Raw genomic sequence first — 26,492 nt, forward strand, 5'->3', positions numbered from 1 at the left:
TAAGTATATGAAACGTTTTGTGCTGATGGCGTTGACACTATGTCTCGTACTGGCCTGCACTACTGCTTTTGCGGGTAGAATTGACGACATAAAAGCACGTGGTGCTTTGGTTTGTGGCGTTAAAGATTCCGTAGTTCCTTTTGGTTACGTTGATCAGGCATCCAGCCAGCTTGTCGGCTTTGATGTAGATATCTGTCGCGCAATTGCAAAAGATCTTGGTGTAGAATTACAGCTTAAGACTGTTACTTCCTCCACACGTATCCCGATGGTTGTAAACGGACAGGTTGATATTGCCGCTGCAACCATGACTCATAAGCATGCTCGTGATGAAGTTATTGACTTCTCCCTCACGTATTTTATGGACGGTCAAAAACTGCTTGTAGCAAAAGATTCCGGCATCAAATCTGCTGCTGATCTTGCTGGTAAAAAAGTTGCAACCGTAAAAGGTTCCACTTCTGAAAAAAATATTAAAACTGCTCAGCCTAAAGCACGCGTACTCTCTTTTGACGAGTACCCGCAGGCATTCCTTGCTCTTAAACAGGGTAAAGCTGTTGCCGTAACTACTGACTCCACCATTCTTCTTGGTTTGAAAAACTCTGCTCCAGAGCCTGCTAATTGGGCAATTGTTGGTGATTACATTGCTGCTGAACCTTATGGTCTTGGTATTGCGGAAAATGATTCCGACTTCCGTGATTTCATTAACAAAACCTTAAACGATCTGTGGCGTTCTGGTGAGTACCAGAAAATTTACAATAAATGGTTCGGCAAAGACTCAAACTACTACCTGCCTCTTACTTGGCAGATGGAATTGTGGCCATAAGCTTTAACTAACCGATAAAGAGCGCAATGGCTTCATTGCGCTCTTTATTTTACTGTTTCGAGGCTGTTTTGAATTATACGTTCGATTGGAATAAAGTTCTTTCCGGAGAACATCTGGATTGGATTATAAGTGGGGTAGGCGTTACTCTGCAGATTTCTGCGGTTTCGCTTGTCATTGCCCTGCTGCTCGGTACCACCATTGCTGTAATGCGTATGACGAAAGTTAAACCACTTATTTGGTTTAGTGCTTCGTTTACAGAATTTTTCCGTAATACTCCGCTTCTTGTACAAATATTTTTTTGGTACTTCGGCGCTGATAGTTTACTTCCGCGTTTTGTTCTGGATTGGCTCTATGAACAGGATTTTGAGTTTTGTGCCGGTGTTATTGCCTTATCTGTTTACACCGCATCCTTTATTGCAGAAGAAATTCGTGCCGGAGTAAACTCCATTCCTAAAAATCAGCTTGAAGCATCCCGTGCGTGTGGCCTCTCTTTTGTGCAGGCAATGCGGTATGTTATCTTGCCTCAGGCGTTTAGGATTATTGTTCCGCCAATGATTTCGCAGGCACTCAACCTTCTTAAAAACTCTTCCCTTTGTATGACTATTGGTGTTGCAGAACTGACCTACATGGCTCGACAGATTGAATCGTATACCTTCCGTGGTTTCGAAGCGTTTACAGTTAGTACGCTTATTTATCTGTGTATCTCGCTGATAGTTTCTTTCTCCATTAACTTCTACAACAAACGCTACTTGCGTGCTGTTAGCTACTAGGAGAATAACTTATGCAATGGGATATTGTAATAGATAACTTTCCGTACCTTCTTTGGGGCGCGTACCCGAAAGGGCCACTTGGCGGCCTTGCGCTGAGTATTCTACTTTCGCTTGGCGGTATCTTCGGTGCATTCTGGATTGGGCTTGCTGCCGGATTGATGCGTCTTTCTAAACGGTGGTTCATAAAACTGCCATCCGTTATTTACATTGAGATTATCCGTGGTGTTCCGCTGCTAATGCTCATTTTCTGGTTTTATTTCCTTGCACCGATTTTGCTTGGAAAAACGCTGCCGGAAGCAGAGTCTGCTTTGGTTGCATTTATCGTATTTACAGGTGCATATATTGGTGAGATCGTACGTGCAGGTGTTATTGCATTGCCGAAGGGACAGATGGAAGCATCTCGCGCAAGCGGCCTTACGCATTTGCAGGCTATGCGCTATGTTATTTTGCCTCAGGCTCTTAGAAATATGATCCCGTCTTTTGTTAACCAGTTTGTTTCTTTGACAAAAGATACTTCGTTGGCATATGTTATTGGTGTTGTCGAACTCACGCGTGCCGCAGTTCAGGTCAATAACCGTACTCTTTCTGCTCCGATGGAGATCTACCTTACCATCCTTGTCATGTACTTCGTGATTTGTTACGTCCTAACTGCCTTGAGTCGAAAACTCGAAAAGAAAATGGCTCGATATCAGGCAAGAGGATAATTAATTTATGGCAGATCTTGTCAGACTGGAAATACGTGTTCCTGAGCATATGCAAGATATGGCAACTATTGCTATGGTTCAGCAGCTCAATTATGGCTGGGAGGAAGAGAATCTTCCCACCGGCGAAGTTCTTTATCGTGTTCACATTGAGAATCCGGCATTTTGTGAAGAGTTTTTAACAGCTCTCTACAGTGCTGTGCCGGAAGCTGATGTAACCCGTACAGATGTCCCTAATCAGGATTGGATGAAAGCGTGGCGTGACTTCTTTACACCAGTGAAAATTGGTGAACATTTCAAGGTTATTGCTCCTTGGATGTGTGAAAAAGAGCCGCTTGAAGGCCGTACTCCTATTGTGATTGAACCGAAAACAGCATTCGGAACAGGACATCATCCAACCACTGCGCTATGTCTTGCATCTGTTTCTAAGCTTGCGTCTGAAGGACGTATTCATGAAGGACAGAAGTTCCTTGATCTTGGAACAGGCTCCGGCATTCTCGGTATTGGTTGTGTAAAACTTGGGCTTTCTGGTGTCGGTGTTGACATTGATATGCTCGCCATTGAAAACACAGAAGAAAACAAGATTCTTAACAATGTTTCTTCTGAGTCGTTTGAAGTGTATCAGGGCTCTGCTGATGCCGTGTGCGGTGACTTTGATGTTGTACTTGCCAATATTCTGGCGCGTCCTTTGATGGAAATGGCAGTGGAAATCTTTAAGCTCGTGAAGCCGGGCGGGTGTCTTGTTCTTTCAGGCTTGCTTGAAATTCAGGCAGATCAGGTTGAAGCTGTTTATAGAGATTTAGGGCTTCCGGAAGCACGCCGAATTGTTGAAGGCGAATGGGCGGCACTTATTTGGGAATAAGTTTCGAGTAGGCACAGCTAGTGTCTTTCGAACCCGTATTTATATACTGACAAAAAAAGCCTCATTGCTATGCAATGAGGCTTTTTTTGTGTCCAGTAACTGAACCTGCTTATTCGTTAAACGCTTTTTTTAGTGCATCTTCCATTTGGCCTGTGGTGAACAGGTCGCGCAGGATTATCGGTGAATATGCGTTTGTCCCCTTAGGAAAAATCGCAACTACCGGAATGGAGCTTGAGCCAAGTGACTCTAAAAATTTCTGTTTATCAGTGTTCTCCTGAGTGAGATCAACTTGTATGAAGGTAACATCAAATTCTTTTTCCCAACGGGCACGGTTTGCTGGAGTGAGTACTGTTTGTTCCAGTACCTTACAGTTCGGGCACCAGTCTGCTGTGAAGTCAATAATGAGACGTTTGTCTTGTAACTCTGAAAAGAAGCTCTTTGGGGTAAACGCTTGCCATTCTTTTGCCTGTGGCTTTTCTTTAAAAACAACAAAGACTGCAAGGGCAACACACAGCACGCAGGTTAATCGTACTAGTGTGTTGCGTTTTTTTGAAAATGATAATCCGGAGAAACGTCCCCATGCCCATGCGCTCACTGCGGTTACCCATAATACAATAAGCATGTCCGGCAGGATTTTAGTCGGGAGAATGTATAGCAGGTAGACAACGGTGCCCATGAGGAAAAAGCCTACTATGTGCGACAGGGTGCCAGACCATGCCCCGGGGCGTGGGAAGCGACCAATAAGTTCAGGGACTAAAGCCAGCGCAAAATATGGTAGTGCCATCCCTATTCCAATGGAAAGGAATATGAGAATAAGCACGCTGATTGGTTGTAAAAAAGCCCATCCCAAGACGCCACCAAGAAATGGTCCGCTGCACGGAGTTGCAAGCAGGGTAGCAAGCAAGCCCGTTGAAAAGGCACTCCATCTGTCATTACCGTTCTCTGTTCCGCGTCCCGCCAGACTGAACATTGGCAGAGGAAAGATGTCAAAAATGGAGAGCGCTAAAGCGAATATGAGAATTGTTAACCCAATAAGCAGGCTTTCATTCTGGAAGAGTTGGCCCCATGCAAGTCCAAAGCTTGTAAGCATGATGGTGAGTAAGGAGAACCACGTAAGGATGCCTAGCGCAAAGAACAGGTTGTGTTCCCGGAATACGCGTCTTCGATGAACTTTGTCAGCAACCTGTGCAGCTGCGACAAGTGTAGCTAGTTTTAAGCTGACAACCGGTAATACACACGGCATAAAATTAAGAATAAGACCTGCGAGTAAGCCGAAAAGAATAGCTTTACTCAGTGTGGAAACTTCTAACGCTTGCAGAAAGTAGCGTGGAGTAAAATTGTATTCATAAGCCGTTGTCACGTTGTTTTGTTGTATAGAGGGGACTGCGGACTTAGGCGGTTGAGGTAAACTTATAGAAGGCGAGTTGCTATTCAACTTGGAAGTAAAGGAAGAATTCGGAGAACCGGATGTTGTCGGGAGTTGGACTCCGAGTTCTTCAGCAAGCTTTGCGTTACCGTTAGTTGATGAAGATATTTTATGCGTTGCTGCATCGGGTGCATCTGGTGTGATAGCGGAGTATTTTTTCCACCATACCTGTGATTCAGCATGAGCCAGCGTTGCACCTTTCCAGTTTACAGGGATGGTTTCACGAACAGGCGTGCATCGAACATCTGAGCACAGCAGTAGAGACGCGGTGATGTCTGCATTTGTTATTGTTTCATCTGGAATCGTGATGAAAAAATCTTCTGCACCTTTGTATAGATATGTTGTCTTGTCTTTTAAAATAGGGTCGGGTGCTTTGATTCCGTCTGGGTAGCGTACTGAATTGCCCGGCATTGAAGGAGACACAGAAATTGAGGTAGGCTTACCGGTTTCGCCCTGCTTGCGCGAATAAAAATGGTATTCAGAATCTGGAGCGATGTGGAGTTTAATGATGGTGGCGTTGTTTTGGCTTGTCGAAATGAAGGGCTTAGCGGAGAAATGCACAGGTATATCGGCCGCCATACCAATCGTGGTTGTAAAAAGAACAATAAGAAAAAATATAAGAATAGAATAATGTTGAGTTGTCTGTTTCATACTCATGTTATGATTGATTTTGTATCGTTTGGCTAGCATGTTTGAGAAATTCAAACATGCTAGCCAAAAAAGTGTTGCACAAGTTATTCAATGCAAATCATATCGTATTCATCGCCTGTTAAGCAGACGCTTGAACCTTCTGTAACTTCGAATGTGTTTTCGACGCCAACCATGCCGATGCCGGGGATCCCTATTTTAGGTTCCAGCGCAATGACATTGCCTTTTTCAAGCGGTTCATCAAAGCCTGTGGCTATGACTGGATGTTCATCAATACCAAGTCCGATACCGTGCCCTAGGAATTTAACTTTATTCGCACCAAGTGCCATAAAACCATCTTCAAATCCGGCTTTTTCTGCCATTTTTAGTGATTTTTTATAGAGCTCGGATGGAATGCTGCCGGGGCGTAATTCATCGGCGATAGTGTTCTGGATTTCAATACATGTTTCTTGAGCATTACGTACTACATCAGGAATGCTTTTCTTTGCACCAGCCCAGTACACTTGCGTTTTGTCGGTGTGGTATCCTTCAAGTGCAAAGCCGATATCAACAGCAAGTGGGGAGTTGCTGCGCCATACTTTTCCTGCATACCCCATAAACGGAGCGGCAGGGTGTTCACCAATTAATCCTAGAGGGCCGTTAAAGTGGCTCGGGTAGTTGCCGGATTCGCCTGCGGCAATGTGCCCGAGGAACACATCTTCACCAAATGTATTCATACGCAACATTCCGCAATGACCTTTAGCGAAGAAAATTTCCCATGAAATATGGGCTATTTCACGTTCCGTCATACCTACATGAATTTTTTTCGGCAGATCGTGATATATTGCCTGATGGTGGCGAGCCCCGCACAGACGGAGTTTTGCTAATTCCCATTCAGTTTTGACAGAACGACCGGCAGTGAGGATTCGGTCACACGGGATAAAAGAAATATGCGGCAGTTTTTTGCGGAGCATCTCACCTACCTGCCATGTAACACCGGCAAAATCGACGGCAACGTCAGCGGCCTCTGCAGGCAAAAGCGGGGTGCCCACGTCGCTCAGGATCTTTTCGATGTCACTGAACGAACGGAACGCGTGAATCTCCTTAATGGAACTTTCAAGGCGACATCGCTCTACCCCGTGTCTGGCCAACAGAACAGGCGTTCCTTCTTTAGGGAGCCAGAATACCCCGTTCGCCAGTGTGCCTGTGAGATGGTACAGTTGAATGCGGGAAAAGATAAGCATGCCAGAAACGTCCGGCATGAAACGATCTAAAAGATTGCGGCAGCGTGCATGACGAAGTGCAAGCTCTTCCGCAGGAATTTTTTCAATAACTGGTAGAATCTTAGTCATAATCGCTCCTTGAATTGCCAGTCGGTTATATGCCAATCTGAACGAGTGAGCAATGAGCTTATGAACTGCTGGTGTTCGCAGCGAATACAGTATACAGAACTCACAGGCTGCGGTAGTTACATTTAAATATTATAGTACATGTGGGGCGTAAAATGACCATAACATACTGTGGTGTTTTTTGCTGACGCCGTGCCTCAAGGCGGACTTTGTTTGTCTTGCAACATTTTCTGAGAGGAAATTATGATTTTTGATGAAGCCATGCGCGATGCGCTTGACAATGCAAAAGTTATTGCGATTATCGGTGCTAAAGATAAAGCAGGGCAGCCTGTTAATATGGTTGGCACATATCTTATAGATCAGGGATATACTGTTGTTCCTGTGCATCCTATTCGTCAGAATGTATGGGGATTAACCACATATAAGTCTATTGCGGATATCCCTGTGCCTGTTGATATTGTAAACGTATTTCGTGCATCACAGTATTGTTCTGCCCATGCTGATGAAGTGCTTGCCTTAGGGGATAAGCCGAAGATGTTTTGGATGCAGTCTGGTATCAGAAGTCCGGAAGCCGGAAAAAAACTTGCTGCCAATGGGATTGCTGTAGTTGAAGACAAATGCATTATGGTCGAACACAGCAGGCTCGGGTTGGAGAATAAATAGATGAAAGAAGCGTTTGATTGCCAGATGTGCGGACACTGTTGTGAAGGCGAAGGCGGCATTATTGTCAGCCCTACAGACCTTACCCGCATTACCGATCACTTAAAAATGTCTGCTGAAGAATTTACCGAAAAATATGGTGAAATCAAAGACGGCAAACTGCGTATTCGTGTCGGTGATGATAATTTTTGCATTTTCTTTGTGCAGGGCAAAGGCTGTGGTGTGCATATCGCCAAGCCGGACATTTGCCGTGCATGGCCATATTTCCGCGGCAACGTGATTGATTCTGAGTCTTGGGAAATGGCTAAAGACTTTTGCCCGGGTATCCGAAGAGATGTAAGCCACGACGAATTTGCAAAGCAGGGGAGAGCGTATTTGCGCGAACATAACTTGCTTGCCAGTGATAAAAAATGTGAGGCTCGTGCTCTTATTCTTGATGACGAATAGGGTTACACCGTTTCACTGTGCGCTGTGATTTTTCTGAAAAGGCTGGATGTTCATAGGGGATGCCCTTATGAAACCGGCCTTTTTTTATATATAATGTTAGAGTATCGTGTAGCTCGTGCAAATATTGATTGTTATGTATGATGCTTGCCCGTAGTAAACGTGGTCAAGCATGTTGCCTGAATTTGAACTTCACTGTGGTTATAGGGCGAATTGATTTTTGTATAATCTGCTCAATCTATTGTTTTTTTTGATATAGTTTACACTGGTGGTTGTAATCTGCAAAAAATATTAGCAGGTTCTCTTACCTGTTGTTTTTAGTTTGTTTTCTATGGAGGAACCGTGACGTTACGCGAATGCTATAAGTTACTGAATGTACCCAACGGAGCATCGGAAGATGCAGTAAAGCAAGCATACCGTAAGCGTGCGTTTGAATTACATCCGGACTTGCATCCGGATGATCCTAATGCGTCACGTAAGTTTCAGCAGCTTAATGAGGCATATGTAATTCTTACATCTGCTGCTAAAACTGCTGGTCCTTCCCGGTCAACGGAATCCTCCGGCAAGGCTCGCTCTGCTGCTAGTGGTTATCGTTCTGAGCGTGCTTCTCGCGATGGTACCGTGCGTGACCGTGCGCGTGCTGCGTATCGGAAAGCAAAGTCTAATTTTGATGCTCAGAAAAACAAAAACGCAGCCAGTGGTGATACGTATAACAAGAAGCGTCCAGAGTTTGATGATTCTTTTTGGAGTCAGGAACAGCGTAGCTATTCAAAAGAATCTGTACTGAATGAAATTTTAAATGATCCGTTTGCAAAGCGTGTTTTTGAGGATATCTACCGCGAAATAAAGCGTGATGGAGGCAAATCCATCATCATGCCTAAAAAACGTAAATTCTCCATGCATTGGGGTGATCGTGATTTTTCTGTAGATATGACAGGCGGGGTAAAGGGATGGTTGCAAAAGCAGCTTGATGATAATCAAGTTATGCACCTGCCCATGCAGAATCTGCGCCCGGGGGCTAAAGTTCGCCTGACTCTTTCCCAGGGGCTTGGTGGTGATACAAGGCAACTGGAAATTACCTTGCCGAATGATTTTCGCGCGGGTCATCCCATTCGTCTACGTAAGCTGGGACGAAAAATCGGTGGATGGGTGGGGGATTTATATCTGACCATTCATGGCCGTATGTGATTTGTGTATATGGGAAACCAATAAAAAATCCTGTCGAAGGTTCTTCGGCAGGATTTTTTTATTGGCTGAGTTGAGCTAGAATTCTCTATCGAGCAGCAGGTGCGAAAAGTACCCGATAACAGCGGCAAGATAGAATGGCAGTGTCACGACCCATGTTTCTCGGAAAAAAATCCACGGTAGTGCAATGAGTGGGACAGGGACGAGAAGCATGGCCCACCAAGTGTGTGTCCAGCCCCTGTGTTTTCCTAAAGCCGGTAGCATGGCAAATAACCCGAGTATGGCTGCCCATTGGTAATAATGATTAACGATGAGCAAAACATCTGTAATGGCCATAATGGAGTAGAAAAAATTCTGCCCTTTCGATTCCGTGTCTGTGTCAGGAAAAAGGGATGCCATTACTGCAATGGAAAATAGTGCAGAGAGAAGCCAGGCATCGTAGGGAAGATATGAAAAGTGAACTGCGGCTGCAATTGTGCCGCCTCCTAATACTGCGCCACCTGTGAGGTGTGCTTTATATCCGGGCATAGTATTTCCTTATGAATATGCAAAATTTATCGAACAATGTACTGAAATTATATCGAGTGGTAAAGACTGTGGTAAGACCAGAAGTGTAAAATGTGTACATCTGTTATAGGTTATCCATCTGTTATAGAAGTTTTTTTAGTGTTTGAAATCATGGCGAAGCTGTTGCTTATGGGCATAATACAAACAGTGTAGAGCAGGACGGGCACGCTGCCTGTTTGCACATAAAGTGCCGGGGGGACGCCCTCGGCCAATGGAAACACTCCGAGCCTTCGGGCAGGTAAACGGGGAAAAAGAGTGAAACATCGTTTCATTTTTTTTCCCCGTTTTAACGTTCTTGCAATGGTAAAGAGTTTTGTTTGATATTTGAGTGATCACTCAAATGTTTTATGGGCAGATGATTGAATGTTCAAATCAGCACAAATTTTCAATAATTACACGTTTTCAAGTAAAATAACGCATTTATTGTGATGATAGAATCATATTCCGCTGTTTTTTTTGATTTTATTTGCATTAAATTAATTCGGAAAAATCGAACAGACGGGTTGCCAATGTTTGTTAGCAGAGTTAGTCTATAACTATAAATAGAGTGATGTTTCTAGAGCTACTTTGTTGTGATTTGGTACCCACAATATGAACCGCTCGAAGATGAAATTGTTGATATGTGAGACATTACATAGCGCTACAGTCTGAAAAACATACACGGGTTTTTGTCGCTTATGGGTTAAAGCTGCAAAAGAGGCTCGAAGTTTTTTTTGGGTAATATGCTGAAGTAACTACTTTTTGTGTTTGGCGTTTGTCTCATTCTTTGTTGCATAGCAGTCGGGGTCTGTATTGCTTCCGAGTTCTTCTATTTCTTGTATCACTCTTTGCTGAACTGGTGTTTAGGCATGTTTTTTATGCCAATTTGCTGCCTTTTTCAGTTAACATTTGGAGGAGCCATGGAAACCATCCCTCTTAACTCTCCGGATAAAGAATTCATCCGTGAAGTTCAGGAGAGAAGTGGACAGAATGTGCTAACGTGCTACCAATGTGGCAATTGCACAGCTGGTTGTCCTTATAACTTTGCGTACGACATCTCTGTGAGTCGTGTAATGCGTCTCGTACAGCTTGGTCAGCGCGAAGCCGTTCTTAAGAGTCATTCTATTTGGCTGTGTGCAAGCTGTCAGTCCTGTACAACTCGCTGTCCTAACAACATTGATGTCGCTAAAATTATGGATGTTCTGCGTCACATGGCACGTGAGGCAGGTTACGCAACAGAGCGTAATATAAAAGCATTTGGCGATGCATTCCTTGAGTCCGTCGAAAAGCATGGTCGAGTGTATGAACTTGGCGTAACCGCATCATACGTTTGCAAAACAGGCAGATTCTGGACAGACATAGATCTTGCTCCGGCGATGCTTCCCAAAAATAAGCTTTCGATTAAGCCGCATGAAATTCGTGGTAAAGAGCACGTTTCTGAAATCTTCAAACGTTTCAGAGAACGCGATATCGCCAAGGAGAACCGCTAATGTCAATTTCTGTAGGATACTACCCGGGGTGTTCCGGTAGTGGCACGTCTGTAGAATACGACAAGTCCACTCGTGCAGTCTGTAAAAAGCTCGGTATCGAGCTTAACGACATCGATGATTGGAGCTGTTGCGGATCCACTCCGGCTCATACCGTAAATCATACTCTTTCTGCTGCTCTTTCTGCTCGTAACCTTGTCCTCGCAGCTAAACAGGGGCAGGAAGAAGTGGTAACACCTTGCCCTAGTTGTCTTGCTAACCTTCGCACAGCTTCACGCAAAATCGAAGATGAGACCTACCGTCCTAAGGTGGAAGCTCTTCTTGACGAATCTTGCGAAAAAGCCGCTACAGTAGCGTCTACTTTGCAGCTTATTGTGGAAAAAGTTGGTATGGACGCTATTAAAAAAGCTGTTGTTAAACCGCTTAAAGACCTTAACGTCGCTTGCTACTACGGCTGTATCATGAACCGTCCGCCGGAACTTATGCAGTTTGATGATTCTGAAAATCCAATGGCGATGGACAATATCATGGAAGCGTGTGGCGCAACTGTACTGCCTTTCCCTCTTAAAGTTGAGTGTTGCGGTGCTGCAGGCGGTATGCCTAGAAAAGATCTTGTAACCGAACTTTCAGGACGTCTGCTTGATGTTGCAGCATCTCTGAATACCGAGATTATTGTAACAGCCTGTCCGTTGTGTCAGATGAACCTTGACCTTCGTCAGGGGCAGGTGAACCGTGCAAACGGCACCAGTTATGATATCCCGGTTGTGTACTTTACACAGCTGCTCGGTTTGGCTCTTGGTCTTTCTGCTGAAGAGGTTGGCTTGTCCAAGCTCGTAGTAGACCCGACACCTCGTCTGCGTTTTGCTGGCGTTTTATAGCAAGGAGAGAGTATGCGTATAGGCGTATTTGTCTGCCATTGCGGCAGTAACATCGCGGCTACTGTTGACTGTCCGGCTGTAGCGGAGCAAGCCAAAAAGCTACAGGACGTAGTGTTCACTACTGACACTATGTATACCTGTTCCGAGCCGGGGCAGAATGAAATTATTGAAGCTATAAAAGAGCACAAGCTTGACGGCGTTGTTGTAGCATCTTGTTCTCCACGTATGCACGAAGCAACTTTCCGCCGTGCTCTTGAGCGTGCAGGTCTTAACCGCTACATGCTCGAAATGGCAAATATCCGTGAACATGTTTCCTGGATTGGTAAAAACAAGGAACGTAACACGGTTAAAGCTTTTGAGCTCGTTTCAATTGCTGTTGCTAAGCTGCGTAATGACCAGCCGCTTTATGCTAACAAGTTCGACGTTACTAAACGTGTTCTTGTTATTGGTGGCGGTGTTGCCGGTATTCAGGCTGCACTCGACTGTGCAGATGCTGGCTATCAGGTTGTGATGGTAGAGCGTGAGCAATCCATCGGCGGCAAGATGGCAAAAATCGATAAAACCTTCCCAACCGTTGACTGTTCCTCCTGTATCTTAGGTCCAAAGATGGTAGACGTTTCGCAGCATGAAAACATCACGCTGTATGCAATGTCTGAAGTGGAAAAAATTGAAGGTTATGTTGGTAACTTTGATGTGCAGGTGCGCAAAAAAGCTACTTACGTAAACTGGGATAACTGTACCGGTTGTGGTGCATGTATGGAAAAATGCCCAAGCAAGAAAAACGTTGATAAATTCAACGAAGGCATCTCCACTTGTACCTCTATCAACATTCCTTTCCCGCAGGCTATTCCTAAGAAAGCTGCAATTAATCCTGAAGGCTGCCTGATGCTTCAGAAGGGCAAGTGTGGCGTGTGTGCCAAGATCTGTCCTACTAAATGTATCGACTTTGAGCAGAAGGATGAAATTGTAACGGAAAAAGTTGGCGCGGTTATCGCGGCTACTGGTTATGACATGTTCGACCATTCTGTATACAAACAGTATGGCGCAGGTCAGTATCCGGACGTTATTACCTCCCTGCAGTATGAGCGTCTTATGAACGCATCCGGTCCTACCGGTGGACACATTAAACGTCCATCTGATGGTAAAGAACCGAAAAAAGTTGTGTTCGTACAGTGTGTAGGTTCTCGTGATCCTGCCGTTGGCCGTCCATACTGTTCTGGTTTCTGTTGCATGTACACTGCAAAGCAGGCGATTCTCACTAAAGATCACATCCCAGATTCTGATTCTTATGTGTTCTACATGGATATTCGTTCCCCTGGTAAAGGATATGACGAATTTACCCGTAGAGCTCAGGAGCAGTATGGAGTGCAGTATCTTCGTGGTCGCGTATCCATGATCTACCCTAAAGGAGATCGATACATCGTACGTGGTTCAGATACTCTCGCTGGCACGCAGGTTGAAGTTGAAGCCGATCTCGTGGTTCTGGCTGTTGGTGCAGAAAGTGCTAAAAATGCACCTGCACTTGCTGAAAAAATGCGTATTTCCTATGACTCCTACGGATTCTTTATGGAAGCTCACCCTAAACTGAAACCAGTTGAAACAAACACCGCCGGTGTTTACCTCGCAGGTTCCTGCTTAGGACCAAGAGATATTCCAACATCCGTTGGTCAGGGTAGTGCGGCAGCAGCTAAAGTAATGACCCTGTTCTCTAAAGATAAGCTTGAAAGTGACCCTCAGGTCTCCCGCGTTAACACTTCCCGTTGCGTAGGCTGCATGAAGTGTGCTGCCACTTGTCCGTTCGGTGCTATCAAAGAAGTAACCGACCGTGCAGGTAATGTGAAAGCTGAAGTTATTGAAACAGTATGTCAGGGCTGCGGTATTTGTACCGTTACCTGTCCTCAGGGTGCTATTCAGTTGCAGCACTTTACAGACAACCAGATTCTCGCGGAGGTTAACGCCTTATGTCAGGCTCAAGTGGACTTTTAGCAGAAGGCCAAGATCTTCGTATCGTTGGCTTTCTGTGTAACTGGTGCTCTTACGGTGGTGCAGATACCGCAGGTGTTGCACGTTTTGAACAGCCTACAGATTTACGCGTAATCCGCGTACCTTGTTCCGGTCGTATTGATCCGCTGTTCATTGCACGTGCACTCATGAGTGGTGCAGATGGCGTACTTGTATCTGGTTGTCACCCTCGTGACTGCCACTATGCAGAAGGTAACTTTTACGCTCGCCGCCGCTTTGAAATGCTCAAGCAGTTCCTGTCCGTTACCGGTATTGATCCAGAACGCTTCCATTACACATGGGTTTCTGCATCCGAAGGCCAACGCTGGCAGGATGTTGTTACCTCCTTTACAGAACGTATTCACAAGCTCGGCCCGGCACCAAAAATGTCCGGTGGCACCGGTTATGATGAAGAGTGTCTGAAAGAAATCGCGGCTGCTGTCTCCTGTGGCGAACAGTGTCCGTGTCATAAGGAGAAAGCGTAATGCAGGCTCTTGCAGAACTTAAAGAACAAATCCGTCAGGCATTGCCTGATTTGGATGTAGTTATTGGCTGGCAGCAGGGGTTCGATGCATTGCATACTCGCCCCCTCTTTATCCGCTCTGAAGAAGATATTGATAAGCTCGTTGTTAACGAATTCTGCGTAGTGAACCCCGCTTCTTACCTTCGTGAATTACGCGGTGGTAAAAAGGTTGGCCTTGTGCTGAAGGGCTGTGACTCCCGTTCCGTTATCGAGCTTCTTCAGGAAGATCTTCTTAAAGAAGAAGATCTTACTATCTTTGGCTTCGGCTGTAACGGTATACTGAACCATACAAAGCTTCAGGCTCGTTTCGGTGAACTTGGTTTCATTCAGTCCATTGAAAATGACGGTGCTAACGTAACTGTTGTTGTCGGTGACAATAAAGAGACTGTTCCGTTTACTGAATTGTGTGCTGATAAATGCTTAACATGCGTTTATCCGAATACCTTGCAGTGCTCTCATTTTGTAGGCGAAGAATCCACTAAGAAACCGGAATCTGAAAAGAATAAGGCTCTCGAAGAATTTGAGAAGCTTTCTCTGGAAGAGCGATTTGCTTTCTGGCAGGACCAGATGCGCCGTTGCATTCGCTGTTATGCATGTCGTAACGCATGCCCTATGTGCGTATGTAAAGATCACTGTATCGCGAACTCTCGCGAACCAAAATGGTTGAGCGAAGAAGTGGATGTGCAGAACAACTTCATGTTCCAGCTTATTCACGTAATGCACTTAACAGGTCGTTGCGTAGAATGCGGTGAATGTGAGCGCGCTTGTCCAATGGATATTCCGATTATGCTGTTAAGACGCAAAATGGCTGGCGTTATTCGCGATGTTTTCGCTTACAACGCAGGGACCAATGCGGAAGATACTCCTCCGCTTATGTGTTTTAAAGTGGAAGAACCAACTATCGAGGAGCGGCACTAGTCATGGCTTGCAAATTTATCTCAAACGAAGATATCACATTGTGGCTTGAGGCTCTTGCTAAAGACCACGTAGTGTTTGTTCCGGTGGATGACTGCGGTTCTGTGACCTTCCGTCCACTTGCAGAAGGCCGTAAGCCGGTTCTTGACCGTGTGCCTGTGCGTTCACCAAAAGAAGCAGTTTTTCCTCAAAATGAAACCCTGCTTCTCTACAAATACGAAAAAGACTTGGAAGATCCAGAGCACTCCACTGTTCGCATTAAAGAAACTCTGCCCAAAGAACGTGCAGTAGTTTTTGGTACGCGTCCATGTGGAGCACGTGGAATGACAGTCTTTGACCGCGTGTTCGATAATGAGCGCATTCGTGACCCGTACTATGCAACGCGTCGTGAAAATACATTATTCATTACACTGGCATGTAACAAGGTCGAGTCTACTTGCTTCTGTCACGAAGTTGGTAGCGGCCCTGCAGACACTGCTGGTTCTGACGTACTCCTTACTCCTGTACAAGGCGGCTACACCGCTGAAGCTGTTACCGAACGTGGTGGACAGATGCTTGAAGCAAGTGTCTTTGCAGACGGCGGTAATAAATGCGCGGAAGCCGAAGAAGTTAAGAAAGCTACTCGCGAAATGCTTGGTGAAGCACATGACTACTCCGATGCACCAGAAAAGCTTCTTGCTGTGTTTGATGATGACGAATTCTGGGAAGAACAGGCTGCCGGCTGTATCAGCTGCGGCGCATGTACATACCTTTGTCCTACTTGCTATTGCTTCAACATTACTGATGAAGCAACCGGTACTACCGGTAAACGCTTGCGTACATGGGATACCTGCATGAGCTTCCAGTACACTTTGGAAGGTAGCGGACATAACCCGCGTTCTACCAAAGCTAAGCGTCTGAAAAACCGCGTGAACCACAAATTCTCTTATTACCCTGATACATACGAGAAGAATATTGCCTGCTGTGGTTGTGGTCGTTGCATTAAAAGCTGTCCTGCTTCTGTGGATATTCGTGCTATTGTTAAAGCAGCACAGGCTCGCGGCGCCAAGAAGGAGTCTAAATAATGAAAGCTAATCCAGTTCTGCCGGATATGGCTACCATCATGGAAGTTGTGGAAGAAACATCCAACATTAAAACCTTCCGTGTGCGTTTTAATGATGAAAATGTTATGAAGAATTTCACTTTTGAACCGGGACAGGTAGGTCAGCTATCTGTTTTCGGTATCGGTGAATCCACCTTTGTAATCAACTCTTCCCCGACTCGTATGGATTACCTTCAGTTCTCCGTAATGCGTGTCGGTGAAGTGACTTCACGTATTCATCAGCTTAAGGTTGGTGACTCTGTAGGTGTTCGCGCACCTCTTGGTAACGCATTTCCTACAGAGGAAATGAAAGGTCAGGATGTAACATTCATCGGTGGCGGTATCGGCATGGCTCCTCTTCGTACGCTCCTCGTGTACATGCTGGATAACCGTGACGATTACGGCAAGATCACTCTTCTTTATGGTGCTCGCTCTCCTCAGGATTTGAGCTATCAGGAAGACATTGCAGAGTGGATTGAGCGTGATGACATTGATGTAGTACTCACCGTGGATAACCCGGATGAAGAGTGGGGCAAGAAGCCGTACGAGAAAGCCGGCCTTATCCCGAATGTACTGAAAGAGATCAATCCTGATAATAAAGGCTACGCGGTTACCTGTGGCCCTCCAATCATGATCAAGTTTACTCTGATGGCTCTTAATGAGCTTGGTTTTAAAGATGATAAGATTCTTACTACCCTCGAAAAACGTATGAAATGCGGTGTTGGCCTCTGTGGTCGTTGTAACATCGGTGATAAATATGTTTGTGTAGACGGTCCTGTGTTCAAGTATTCAGAACTTCAGGAACTTCCTAACGAGCTGTAGTTGTTATTGTTATAGATTGATGAAGCCCCCGACACACTCTGTGTATCGGGGGCTTTTTTCTTCTATCGGCGGGCAAAGGGGAAACTTCATCCTGAAAAAAGGTCAGGAGAATGCTATGCCTTGGTTAACCACAAGACAGTAACATAGGGGTAAGGAGTGTTCTTTTTGCGGGTGCACGGCAGAGCTTTTGCCCTTGAAGACCAGCAAAAGGTATCATCGTGCCAGAGAAAAAATGACAAAAAAAGCCCGCTGCATATGCAGCGGGCTTTTTTTGTATTCAAATGAATTCTACAGGGAAGCACCGACCATTCTTAGAAGACGTGCCAGCTGGTTGGTAAAGCCTGCTTCGTTGTCATACCAGACAAGAACTTTGACCATGTTACCATCCATAACACTGGTGCAGAGGCTGTCTACAACGCCGCCATGAGTATCTCCAATATAGTCAACGGAGACAAGCGGTTCGTCGGAGTAACCCAGATGGGCCTTCATGGAGCCTTCAGCTGCTGCTTTAAGGGCTGCGTTAACCTCTTCTGCCGTGGTGTCTTTTTCGACAGTGCAGGTGAGGTCAATCAGAGAACCGTCAGGAATTGGCACACGGATAGCCATACCGTCGAGTTTGCCTTTAAGTTCAGGAAGTACCAATCCAACAGCTTTTGCTGCGCCTGTGGTTGTCGGAATCATGGACATTCCAGCCGCGCGGGCGCGACGCAGGTCTTTATGTGAACCATCAAGGATTCGCTGACCCATGGTATAGCCATGAATGGTTGTCATGAGGCCATGCTTGATGCCGAAAGCATCATTGATAACCTTAGCTGCCGGAGCAAGACAGTTTGTGGAGCAGGATGCGTTAGAAAGAACATGATGTTTTTCAGCATCGTAGGTGTTGTCATTTACACCCATAACGATGGTCGCATCCACGCCGTTGCCCGGTGCAGAAATGATAGATTTTTTAGCACCGCATGCAATATGCTCGGCAAGACCGTCACGGTCTTTAATGGTACCGGTGGTTTCTACGGCGATCTCAACTCCAAGTTCGCCCCATTTCCATTCGCCGCGTGCGCAACGGGTAACAATAATCTGTTTACCGTTTACCTTAAAGCCTTCTTCGTTTGCTTCAACTTCTCCGGCAAAGGTTCCGTGAACGGAATCATATTTGAAAAGATGAGCAAGAGACTCATTGTCTGCGCGTGCGTTAATAGCAGCAATTTCTAATTCAGGATCGTCTACGAGGAGACGAACTAGATAGCGACCAATGCGACCAAAACCGTTGATACCAAGCTTTACAGCCATGAAAAGCTCCCTAGCAGTAGTTAGTTAAATCTTGTTAGAGCAGCCCAGTACGTTTTTAATTTTGTGCTGAACCATATCTTTTACAGCCTGACGGGCTGGCTTTAAGTACTGGCGAGGATCAAAATGAGATGGGTTTTCTGCAAAATGCTTACGAATAACAGCTGTCATTGCAAGACGGATGTCTGTATCGATGTTAATCTTACAAACGCCGTAGGTTGCAGCTTTACGCAGCAGTTCTTCCGGTACACCTTTCGCAGCACCGATGTCTCCACCGTACTTGTTTGCCATTTCAACAAACTCCTGTGGCACGGAAGAAGAACCGTGGAGTACAATAGGGTACTCAGGGAGCATGTTGGTGATTTTTTCAAGGCGATCAAAGTCCAGACGAGCTTCGCCGGTGAATTTGTATGCGCCGTGACTGGTTCCGATAGCAATAGCAAGAGAGTCACAACCTGTGCGCTCTACAAATTCTACTGCCTGATCAGGATCAGTGTAAATGGATTTGTCAGACTGAACGTCATCTTCAATGCCTGCAAGACGGCCAAGTTCTGCTTCAACAACAACGCCACGTTCGTGAGCGTATTCAACTACCTGTTTGGTAACTGCAATGTTTTCTTCAAAGTCGAGGTGGGAACCATCATACATTACTGAAGAGAAGCCGCCGTCAATGCACTGCTTACAAATTTCAAAGTCCTGACCATGGTCAAGGTGCAAAGCAAGTGGGTGATCTGTTTCTACAAGTGCAGCTTCGATGAGCTTTTTAATGTAGACCTGACCTGCATATTTGCGTGCGCCTGCGGAAACCTGCAGAATAAGAGGAGCTTTTTCTTCCTGAGCTGCCTCCATGATACCCTGAATGATTTCCATGTTGTTTACATTGAACGCACCGATTGCGTAGCCTTCCTTGTATGCGCGAGCAAACATCTCTTTAGTACCGATAAGTGGCATAAATGACCTCCTCAAAAATATTATGTAGTCATGATGTTACGTATAACAAACCGTAATTCCATGATTACTGATAAAAAAACACATAAACTGAACCGTGCCACTTTGCTACATAAAGATGTGTTCGACCATGGGCGCGTATGGGTCGGGCGGTAAGTTAACCGTTTACACTGTTAGCGCATTAAAACGCCATTATGAAGTTGAAAGGGCAGGGGGTAGACTAAGTCAGATCTAGGTATGTACAAGTTGTCGTGTGGATAAATATCCGTATTGGCGACAACCATGTGTACTTTACATGTGGTGCTCTTAAAAGCAAAGTGAACAAACTGCAATAGCTAGCTGTACTTTTCTTAAAATAATTTTGTGAACAATCGTAAAATCTACTGTTGTCTACTTCTCTTGTTGTCAATTCTTTTTATTGATCGTGCCGCACTGCCGGTATAACCGCGCAGTGCGGCACGGGATACGCGGGGTAAGCTAATTCATGACTTCTGTTACTTCGTGAAAAGTCATTTTATTGATCCATGTTTAGAACGGATAAAGCGGACATAGTAACTTCATCTGTAAAATCAAATTTTAGCGGAGTCAGAGTTACGTATCCTTCTGATAATAGATCACGGTCTGTACCCGATGCAACATCTTCTGGTGGGATTTTACCATCCAGCCACCAGTAGCTGCTTCCGCGCGGGTCTGTGTTGTGTACATACCAGTCTTTCCAAGTAGCACTGGTTTGCGGGCAAACACGCAATCCTTTTGTTTCTTTTATTGGCATATCAGGAAAGTTAACATTTACGACACAACGCGTGGGTAATGCATTCCAAGGCAGGTTTTCTGCCAGTTGTACTGCAAACTCTGCTTGTTCTGATAAATCTTCCGGTCTGAAATTGTCATAGGATACTGCCATTGAGGGGTAGCCCATGCTGGCGCCTTCAGTTGCAGCGGAAACCGTACCGGAATACAGAATGTCCGGTCCTACGTTGGCTCCTGCGTTTATTCCAGAGATGACAAGATCGATTTTTTCATCAATAAGACTGGACAATCCCAGTTTGACGCAATCTACAGGAGTCCCGTAGACTCCTTTACCGCGAAATCCGTTTTCCTTGAATTCCTTGATGCGGAGCGGCAAGGCAAGTGTTACAGCATGTCCCACAGCGGATTGTTCCGTAACAGGTGCTACGCAGTGGACTGTATGCCCTGCGTTAATCAATGCTTTATATATGGTTCGTAACCCCGGTGCCTGAATGCCGTCATCGTTTGTAAGTGCAATAATCATGGGGACCCCTGGTAGTTGCTTGAGTTTGCAAATATCAAATGGTTTGACAACGTCCTGAAAAAACAGGAATCATAGTAATGTTGATAACACAAATTTTACCTGTGGTATTTAGGGGTTAGTTGTGTTGTTATCGTAATTCGCATGTTCTGGGTCTTGAGAACAGATCGCTTTTAACGGGCAGGGAGTCTTTCTCCTGTGACTCGTTAAAAGATATGCTTTGCTTTTTACACCATAGTTTCAACCTCATAAAAGGTAAATATATCGATGGTGCTTCAATAGTCCGTTACGACATGTTAGCAGCTACGAAGTTAGATTTTCTTCTGGCGGCTATTTTAGAAACGTAGTTTTCATTTCTTCAGGGTATAAGATGGACCTAAAAAAAATACAATTTATTCGCGATATTTCCAATAATGACGAAGTGCTTTCTATTTTTGCAATTACACAGGCGACACTAGCTCAGGCACGGAATGGCCCTTATTGGAGACTTGAATTATCTGATATGACGGGATCTATCGGAGCAAAGGCATGGAGTCCGCTTGCGCAGCAGTTTCCTGAAATTGCAGCAGGACAGATGTTGGCAGTAAAAGGTCGTGCCAGCACATACCGTGATATTCTGGATGTGAATATTGAGCACATGCGGATACTTTCTCCAGATGATATTGCAGAGCTGGATATGGGCGATTTTGTTGCCGCATCAGAACAGCATCCCGACGATATGTACACAGATTTGCTTGCACTATGTGCGTCTGTTTTCACGTATACCCCATGGTTGACATTTGTTGAATCTGCTCTTGCTGATGAAGAAATTTCTATCCGTTTCAAAAGTGCAATCGGTGCAAAAAATGTTCACCATGCATATTTAGGTGGTTTACTTGAGCATACTCTATCTGTGGCGCAGCTATGCATGAAACTTTGTGACCAGTATCCGGAACTTGATCGTCAGGTGCTCCTTGCCGGTGCCATTTTCCATGACATCGGGAAAGCATGGGAATTGAGTGCGGGATTAGTGAAAGATTATACTGACGAAGGCCGACTTATCGGGCATATCAATATAGGGTTGGAGAAAGTGGAACCGTATCTTGCTGTCTCCGGTCTGCCTGTGGAATTACAGATGCATTTTAAGCACTTGATCCTTGGGCATCATGGTCAGCGTGAATGGGGCTCTCCTGTACTTCCTGCTACTGCAGAAGCGCTTGTGCTGCATTATGCTGATAATATCGATGCAAAGCTTGCGCAGCTTCGTGGATTGTTTAGTGATTTTGAATATGGCGATACGGGGTGGACTCCATATCAAAATACATTGGGGCGCTTTATTTTTAAACCGAAGATGACGCCTCCTGACCCTCGTCAGTTTTTTGGTGAAAATCCTTTGCCAACGTCTCCGGAGGGAGACGTTCCGCCGCCTGAATTTTCAGCAGGGATACCATCAGACGATGACTTTTAATTTCCCTTTGCACTTATTATAAAAAAATAACTCACTAAGTCATACTAATAGCTGGTTGCGGGTAGAGGGCAGTCCCCCTTGCTCGCCGGATCGGCAGCCGTTCTCGAAAGATGAGAGAGTACGGAGAAAGATAGTGATACGACTCACTGATGACATAACAAGGATACGATATGTTTATTTCTTTGGAAGGAATGGAAGGTTCCGGTAAAAGTACTGTTTTAAAAAAGCTGCACAAATGGCTTGAATCTGAAGGGTATGATGTCGTGCTTACCCGTGAGCCGGGAGGTAGTGAGCTTGGAAAAACGCTTCGTGCTTTGCTGCTTGATGCAGAGAATACAGATATTACTAGCGAAGCAGAATTGTTTTTATATCTTGCTGACAGAGCGCAGCATGTGTCGCAGGTGATTAAGCCTGCTCTTGAATCAGGTAAGGTCGTTCTTTGTGACCGTTACGCAGACTCTACTGTCGTGTATCAGGGGTATGGCCGCGGGCTTGATCCGAACCTGTTACATTCATTTAATGAAGTTGCGACTACAGGGTTATGGCCTGATTTGACTCTGCTTTTTGATGTAGAACCTGAGATCGGGTTACGTCGTGCACTTTCCCGTAATATAGAAAAAGGACTTTCTCGGGCAGAAGGCCGTTTTGAGGCTGAAGCTATGGAATTCCATACGCGTGTGCGCGAAGGGTACTTAACTTGGGCTGCGTTGAACAATAAACGTTTTGCTGTTGTAGATGCTTCTGTGACTCCTGAAGAAGTGTTTAAACAGGTTGTTGAGCGCATGCGCACCACTATTGCAATGATGAAAACAAAAAATATTGATTAAACAACTGTTGTTGTGTCATCGATAAAGACGGGCAACAGTAGGCAGAAGAGAACGTATGCTACGAGCTAAAAATTCTTTAGGGGTTATTTTTTTCCCCGCATATGACTGGGCGATTAGCGCAACTCATCCTGAGAGGGAAGAGCGTCTTTTGTACACGCAGGATCAACTGCGTGAGGAAGGGCTTTTTGATATTGAGGGAATTTCGGAATACAAGCCACTCGTGGCTTCGTTGGAAGATGTGGAGCGCACACACTTTTGTTTCCCGAATGTGGAAAGCGTGTGCACTAAATCGCACTTGATTTCTGCCGGTGGTGCGATTCGTGCCGCCCAGCTGGTTATGGAAGGCGAAAAGGACAAAGCGTTTGCGCTGGTTCGTCCTCCCGGGCACCATGCAATGAAGTCCGTACATGGCTCACGTGGATTCTGCACTATCAATATAGAAGCCGTGATGATTGAGTACATTCGTGAAACGTATGGTCCCCTTAAAATTGCTGTTGTCGATACCGACTGCCATCATGGTGATGGTACACAGGATGTGTATTGGAACGATAAGAATGTACTTTTTATTTCCATGCATCAGGATGGCAGAACGTTGTATCCGGGGAGCGGTTTTCCTGATGAGCGCGGTGGTGTGAATGCATATGGAAAAACGTTGAATATCCCGTTGCCGCCTAATACGTCGGATGAAGGTTTTTTATATACAATTGAGAATGTTGTGCTTCCTGTGCTGGATGACTTTAAACCGGATATTATTATTAACTCAGCAGGGCAGGATAATCATTATTCAGATCCGATTACCAATATGAATTTTTCAGCACGTGGGTATGCACGGCTGAATGAATTACTTAATCCGCAGATTGCAGTGCTGGAAGGTGGGTATGCGATTCAAGGCGCGTTGCCATATGTAAACCTTGGGATCTGTCTCGCTATGGCTGGTATTGATTACGAGCATGTGGCAGAGCCGGATTTTAATCCAAAGCGTTACGCACAAACAGAACAGGTGACAGAATATATTAAAAAGTTATCTGAAGCTTTACTGGCAGGGTATTTTTCGTCATCTACACCTGATATTGATGCGTTAATTAACGATGCCGGTTATGAGCGTGACGGCGATTTTATCGTCCGCGCTAAAGATATTTATTATGATACGGATGGTATCACTGAAAGCCAGATAGAATCAGTAGTGCTGTGCCCGGATTGTTCCGGAACATTGCGGCTTGAAACATGGTCATCTGTAAATCCGTTAAGCCTTGGAGTTGAGGTGCCTGTTGGAGCCTGTGACCGTTGTCTCAATATAGGAAGACAAGTTTTGGAGCAGGCGCGAACAAATGAAAAGTATCGATATGTGCAAAGTATTAACCGCAGGGAAAAGGAGTACGTGCGGTATGGATTTTAAAAAAAATCGTTACGGCGCGGGGGTGCTTCTCCTCGCCGTTTGCTTTTGCTTGAGCTGCAATTTATTTGTGTATGCTAATGAGTTTGTGCCTGAAGATATGCAGGAACAACTGAGGAAAAGCGATGCTCTCTACCTGTCATTGCAGGATGCGTATAAGCATAAAAAGTGGAGTAAGGTTATAAAATTATTTGATGAATATACAAAATCGTTTGTCCAACCTGAGCAGAAAAATCTAAGCCACACTTCTTTTATGGTAGATAAAGAGGAGAAGCGGAAAAAAAAACGTGAGCTTGATCAGTACAACTCGTTCTGCATGAAATTGCATAAAGAGTATGTAACAGCTCATGGCTTAGCTGCAATTGCCTATGTGCACGGCAGAAAGTTTGTAGCCGCGCATGATGTCTTGAGACCGGTGCAGGATTACGCCGATGAATATGCGATTGTTCCTACAGCTCGTGGCATCATAGCCTATGTAATGAAGGACTATAATGCAGCTGAACCATTCCTGAAAACTGCGCATGTTCTTGATTCAACATTAGTTGACCCTGTGTACTATCTCTATAAGATTGCTTTGAAAAAAGGCGAACCCGGTACTGCATATTTTTGGCTGGAAAAAGCAGCCGCGTTAGAACCTGATCGGTTGGATCTGATAATGGCGCAGGCAAGACTGTTACAGAAACTTGGTCAATCGTCTGCTGCAGAGATTATGTATTCAAGACTTATTGAGTTAGATTCGAACAATTCCGTTGCCTATAATAATCGAGGCTATTGTAGAATTGCTTTAGGAAAAATTGATGCAGCATTTAATGATTTTAGTAGTGCTTTATCTATTAACGGTATGTATACCGAAGCACTGTTGAATCGCGCGGCCTTGTGGCGTACCACAAATAATTTTTTGGAAGCGTTGAAAGACTTGAATACAGGGTTACAGGTAGCGCCTAGCGATGCGCGGTTGCTCGTTTCAAGAATGCAGACGTTGTGCGATATGGGGAACTTTGCACTTGCAAAGGCGGACATGGAACAGATTCTTGTCTTTTCAGATTCCATATCTGCAGTAAACGAAGTTGGGTGGTTTTTAGCAACCTGCCCCTCTGACGCCGTTCGAGATGGGAAACGTGCAGTCAAATTATTGTTGCCGCTTGTCGAAAAAAGTAAAAGACATCCGCGGGTGTTAGATTCCTTGGCTGCTGCGTATGCAGCATCTGATCAATTTGATAAGGCTGTTGTAACACAGCAGGAAGCGTTAGCTCGCGGAATTGAATATCGTTTGCCTAATTTTCAGCTTACGAAATATGAAAAACGCCTAGCGTTGTATAATGAAAACAGACCTTTTAAAACTAGTTTGGATTAAATTATGACTAACCCAATTAATACTTTTTGGACATTACGTCTGGCAGATCTTAAACAGGCTCTTGAGAAGAACAATTTTGATGTATTTATGGCAGACTCTGTTGCGGATGCAAAAAAAGTTTTTGATGAGCAGATAATGCCTTCTCTTGAAGGAGTAAAAACTGTGTCTTTTGGTGGCTCTGCTACATTAATGGATACAGGCATTGTGGAAGCCGTGCGTGCTGATGCATCATTAGAGGTTATGGATACGTTTGATAAGTCTTTGTCAAATGAAGCGAAATACGAACTCCGTCGTCAGGCTTTGCTGGCTGATCTTTTTCTTACAGGCACAAACGCAGTGACTGAGTGTGGCAAGCTTGTAAACCTTGATATGATTGGCAACCGTGTAGCGGCATTAAATTTTGGCCCTAAACATGTTGTGTTGTTTATCAGTAGAAACAAACTGGTGGAAACAGTAGACGATGCCATGTTCCGTATTAAGGACTATGTAGCGCCAATCAATACAATGCGACTGGATATGAAAACTCCTTGTAAAAAAACGGGGCAGTGTATGGATTGTTCCAGCCCGCAGCGCATTTGTAATATCTGGACAATTACCGAAAAGTCCTTCCCTGCAAAGCGTATTAAAATTGTTCTGATTAACGAAGACGCTGGTTTCTAACAGTTGGTTTAGAATTCGGCTGCTAAAGCACTCCGGATGATAAGAGCAGTGTGTCTTTTAACTTACTGTGGGCGCACTGCTTATTTTCTCATACCCTGCCATACTGTGCTAAGCATAAAAGTATGGCTTCGACTGTACGGGGGGCACCTGTACATACTTAGAGTGCCGTATGGTGCTAAGCCCTGCGGACATACGCCCAGATACTGTAT

General features: G+C 45.0%; 25 protein-coding genes. 19 read left to right on the forward strand and 6 right to left on the reverse strand.

Annotated elements, in window-relative coordinates:
• Positions 1-7: 7 nt before the first annotated feature.
• From F461_RS0111370 to F461_RS0111385, 4 genes are all read left to right on the forward strand, one after another.
• Positions 8-820, forward strand: coding sequence for an ABC transporter substrate-binding protein (locus F461_RS0111370; protein ID WP_020001286.1), 813 nt, complete (start codon positions 8-10; stop codon positions 818-820).
• A gap of 68 nt (positions 821-888) precedes the next feature.
• Positions 889-1,590, forward strand: coding sequence for an amino acid ABC transporter permease (locus F461_RS0111375; RefSeq protein ID WP_026364742.1), 702 nt, complete (start codon positions 889-891; stop codon positions 1,588-1,590).
• Positions 1,591-1,601: 11 nt separating this feature from the next.
• The gene (locus tag F461_RS0111380; protein ID WP_020001288.1) at positions 1,602-2,294 is read left to right on the forward strand and encodes an amino acid ABC transporter permease; all 693 of its coding nucleotides are present in this window, start codon (positions 1,602-1,604) and stop codon (positions 2,292-2,294) included.
• A 7-nt stretch (positions 2,295-2,301) separates the two neighbouring features.
• Positions 2,302-3,153: a 50S ribosomal protein L11 methyltransferase gene (locus F461_RS0111385; RefSeq protein ID WP_020001289.1), complete on the forward strand. Its 852-nt coding sequence runs from the start codon at positions 2,302-2,304 to the stop codon at positions 3,151-3,153.
• Between the two features lie 109 nt (positions 3,154-3,262).
• On the opposite strand, the gene F461_RS17765 is transcribed toward F461_RS0111385, so the two are convergent.
• Together F461_RS17765 and F461_RS0111395 are read right to left on the reverse strand one after the other, a co-directional pair.
• Positions 3,263-5,230 carry a protein-disulfide reductase DsbD family protein gene (locus tag F461_RS17765; RefSeq protein ID WP_020001290.1) on the reverse strand — a complete coding sequence of 656 codons (1,968 nt, stop codon included), beginning with the start codon at positions 5,228-5,230 and terminating at the stop codon, positions 3,263-3,265.
• An 83-nt stretch (positions 5,231-5,313) separates the two neighbouring features.
• Complete coding sequence (locus tag F461_RS0111395) at positions 5,314-6,558, reverse strand: M24 family metallopeptidase (protein WP_020001291.1); 1,245 nt, start codon at positions 6,556-6,558, stop codon at positions 5,314-5,316.
• A 240-nt stretch (positions 6,559-6,798) separates the two neighbouring features.
• On the opposite strand from F461_RS0111395, the gene F461_RS0111400 reads away from it, so the two are divergent.
• The 3 genes from F461_RS0111400 to F461_RS0111410 all read left to right on the forward strand — a co-directional run bounded on the left by F461_RS0111400 (position 6,799) and on the right by F461_RS0111410 (position 8,847).
• Positions 6,799-7,218 (forward strand): CoA-binding protein, encoded by a 420-nt coding sequence (locus F461_RS0111400; protein WP_020001292.1) that lies wholly within the window; start codon positions 6,799-6,801, stop codon positions 7,216-7,218.
• Positions 7,219-7,662: a YkgJ family cysteine cluster protein gene (locus F461_RS0111405; RefSeq protein WP_020001293.1), complete on the forward strand. Its 444-nt coding sequence runs from the start codon at positions 7,219-7,221 to the stop codon at positions 7,660-7,662.
• 339 nt (positions 7,663-8,001) lie between these two features.
• On the forward strand, positions 8,002-8,847 hold the full coding sequence (locus F461_RS0111410; protein ID WP_020001294.1) for a J domain-containing protein: 846 nt from the start codon (positions 8,002-8,004) through the stop codon (positions 8,845-8,847).
• Positions 8,848-8,922: 75 nt separating this feature from the next.
• Here the strand turns inward: F461_RS0111410 and F461_RS0111415 are convergent, their stop codons facing one another.
• Positions 8,923-9,372 carry a metal-dependent hydrolase gene (locus F461_RS0111415; RefSeq protein WP_020001295.1) on the reverse strand — a complete coding sequence of 150 codons (450 nt, stop codon included), beginning with the start codon at positions 9,370-9,372 and terminating at the stop codon, positions 8,923-8,925.
• Between the two features lie 938 nt (positions 9,373-10,310).
• Here F461_RS0111415 and F461_RS0111420 point away from each other — a divergent pair.
• Genes F461_RS0111420 through F461_RS0111450 form a run of 7 tightly spaced genes read left to right on the forward strand, consistent with a single transcriptional unit; the run spans position 10,311 to position 17,097 of the window.
• The gene (locus F461_RS0111420; RefSeq protein WP_020001296.1) at positions 10,311-10,880 is read left to right on the forward strand and encodes a 4Fe-4S dicluster domain-containing protein; all 570 of its coding nucleotides are present in this window, start codon (positions 10,311-10,313) and stop codon (positions 10,878-10,880) included.
• On the forward strand, positions 10,880-11,755 hold the full coding sequence (locus F461_RS0111425; RefSeq protein ID WP_020001297.1) for a CoB--CoM heterodisulfide reductase iron-sulfur subunit B family protein: 876 nt from the start codon (positions 10,880-10,882) through the stop codon (positions 11,753-11,755). The genes F461_RS0111420 and F461_RS0111425 overlap by 1 nt, the downstream gene beginning before the upstream one ends.
• A gap of 12 nt (positions 11,756-11,767) precedes the next feature.
• Entirely contained in the window at positions 11,768-13,741 is a 1,974-nt protein-coding gene (locus F461_RS0111430) for a CoB--CoM heterodisulfide reductase iron-sulfur subunit A family protein (RefSeq protein ID WP_020001298.1), read from the forward strand.
• On the forward strand, positions 13,717-14,241 hold the full coding sequence (locus tag F461_RS0111435) for a hydrogenase iron-sulfur subunit (RefSeq protein WP_026364743.1): 525 nt from the start codon (positions 13,717-13,719) through the stop codon (positions 14,239-14,241). Before F461_RS0111430 ends, F461_RS0111435 begins: the two co-directional genes overlap by 25 nt.
• Positions 14,241-15,197, forward strand: coding sequence for a 4Fe-4S dicluster domain-containing protein (locus tag F461_RS0111440; RefSeq protein ID WP_026364744.1), 957 nt, complete (start codon positions 14,241-14,243; stop codon positions 15,195-15,197). Before F461_RS0111435 ends, F461_RS0111440 begins: the two co-directional genes overlap by 1 nt.
• A 2-nt stretch (positions 15,198-15,199) precedes the next feature.
• The gene (locus tag F461_RS0111445; RefSeq protein WP_020001299.1) at positions 15,200-16,258 is read left to right on the forward strand and encodes a 4Fe-4S dicluster domain-containing protein; all 1,059 of its coding nucleotides are present in this window, start codon (positions 15,200-15,202) and stop codon (positions 16,256-16,258) included.
• Complete coding sequence (locus tag F461_RS0111450; protein ID WP_020001300.1) at positions 16,258-17,097, forward strand: FAD/NAD(P)-binding protein; 840 nt, start codon at positions 16,258-16,260, stop codon at positions 17,095-17,097. Before F461_RS0111445 ends, F461_RS0111450 begins: the two co-directional genes overlap by 1 nt.
• A gap of 288 nt (positions 17,098-17,385) precedes the next feature.
• Here F461_RS0111450 and gap read toward each other — a convergent pair whose 3' ends face one another.
• From gap to surE, 3 genes are all read right to left on the reverse strand, one after another.
• Positions 17,386-18,387, reverse strand: coding sequence for a type I glyceraldehyde-3-phosphate dehydrogenase (gene gap / locus F461_RS0111460; RefSeq protein ID WP_020001302.1), 1,002 nt, complete (start codon positions 18,385-18,387; stop codon positions 17,386-17,388).
• Between the two features lie 24 nt (positions 18,388-18,411).
• On the reverse strand, positions 18,412-19,335 hold the full coding sequence (fba, locus tag F461_RS0111465; protein WP_020001303.1) for a class II fructose-1,6-bisphosphate aldolase: 924 nt from the start codon (positions 19,333-19,335) through the stop codon (positions 18,412-18,414).
• Between the two features lie 511 nt (positions 19,336-19,846).
• Complete coding sequence (gene surE / locus F461_RS0111470) at positions 19,847-20,605, reverse strand: 5'/3'-nucleotidase SurE (protein WP_020001304.1); 759 nt, start codon at positions 20,603-20,605, stop codon at positions 19,847-19,849.
• 367 nt (positions 20,606-20,972) lie between these two features.
• On the opposite strand from surE, the gene F461_RS0111475 reads away from it, so the two are divergent.
• The 5 genes from F461_RS0111475 to F461_RS0111495 all read left to right on the forward strand — a co-directional run bounded on the left by F461_RS0111475 (position 20,973) and on the right by F461_RS0111495 (position 26,283).
• Positions 20,973-22,049: a 3'-5' exoribonuclease YhaM family protein gene (locus F461_RS0111475; RefSeq protein WP_020001305.1), complete on the forward strand. Its 1,077-nt coding sequence runs from the start codon at positions 20,973-20,975 to the stop codon at positions 22,047-22,049.
• Between the two features lie 170 nt (positions 22,050-22,219).
• Complete coding sequence (tmk, locus tag F461_RS0111480) at positions 22,220-22,876, forward strand: dTMP kinase (RefSeq protein ID WP_020001306.1); 657 nt, start codon at positions 22,220-22,222, stop codon at positions 22,874-22,876.
• A gap of 55 nt (positions 22,877-22,931) precedes the next feature.
• Complete coding sequence (locus F461_RS0111485) at positions 22,932-24,272, forward strand: histone deacetylase family protein (RefSeq protein ID WP_020001307.1); 1,341 nt, start codon at positions 22,932-22,934, stop codon at positions 24,270-24,272.
• Positions 24,262-25,623: a tetratricopeptide repeat protein gene (locus F461_RS18730; protein ID WP_020001308.1), complete on the forward strand. Its 1,362-nt coding sequence runs from the start codon at positions 24,262-24,264 to the stop codon at positions 25,621-25,623. Before F461_RS0111485 ends, F461_RS18730 begins: the two co-directional genes overlap by 11 nt.
• A 3-nt stretch (positions 25,624-25,626) precedes the next feature.
• Positions 25,627-26,283: a lactate utilization protein gene (locus F461_RS0111495; protein WP_020001309.1), complete on the forward strand. Its 657-nt coding sequence runs from the start codon at positions 25,627-25,629 to the stop codon at positions 26,281-26,283.
• Positions 26,284-26,492: the final 209 nt, after the last annotated feature.

Origin of the sequence: Halodesulfovibrio aestuarii DSM 17919 = ATCC 29578, from assembly GCF_000384815.1 — a bacterium.
GTDB lineage: Bacteria > Desulfobacterota > Desulfovibrionia > Desulfovibrionales > Desulfovibrionaceae > Halodesulfovibrio > Halodesulfovibrio aestuarii.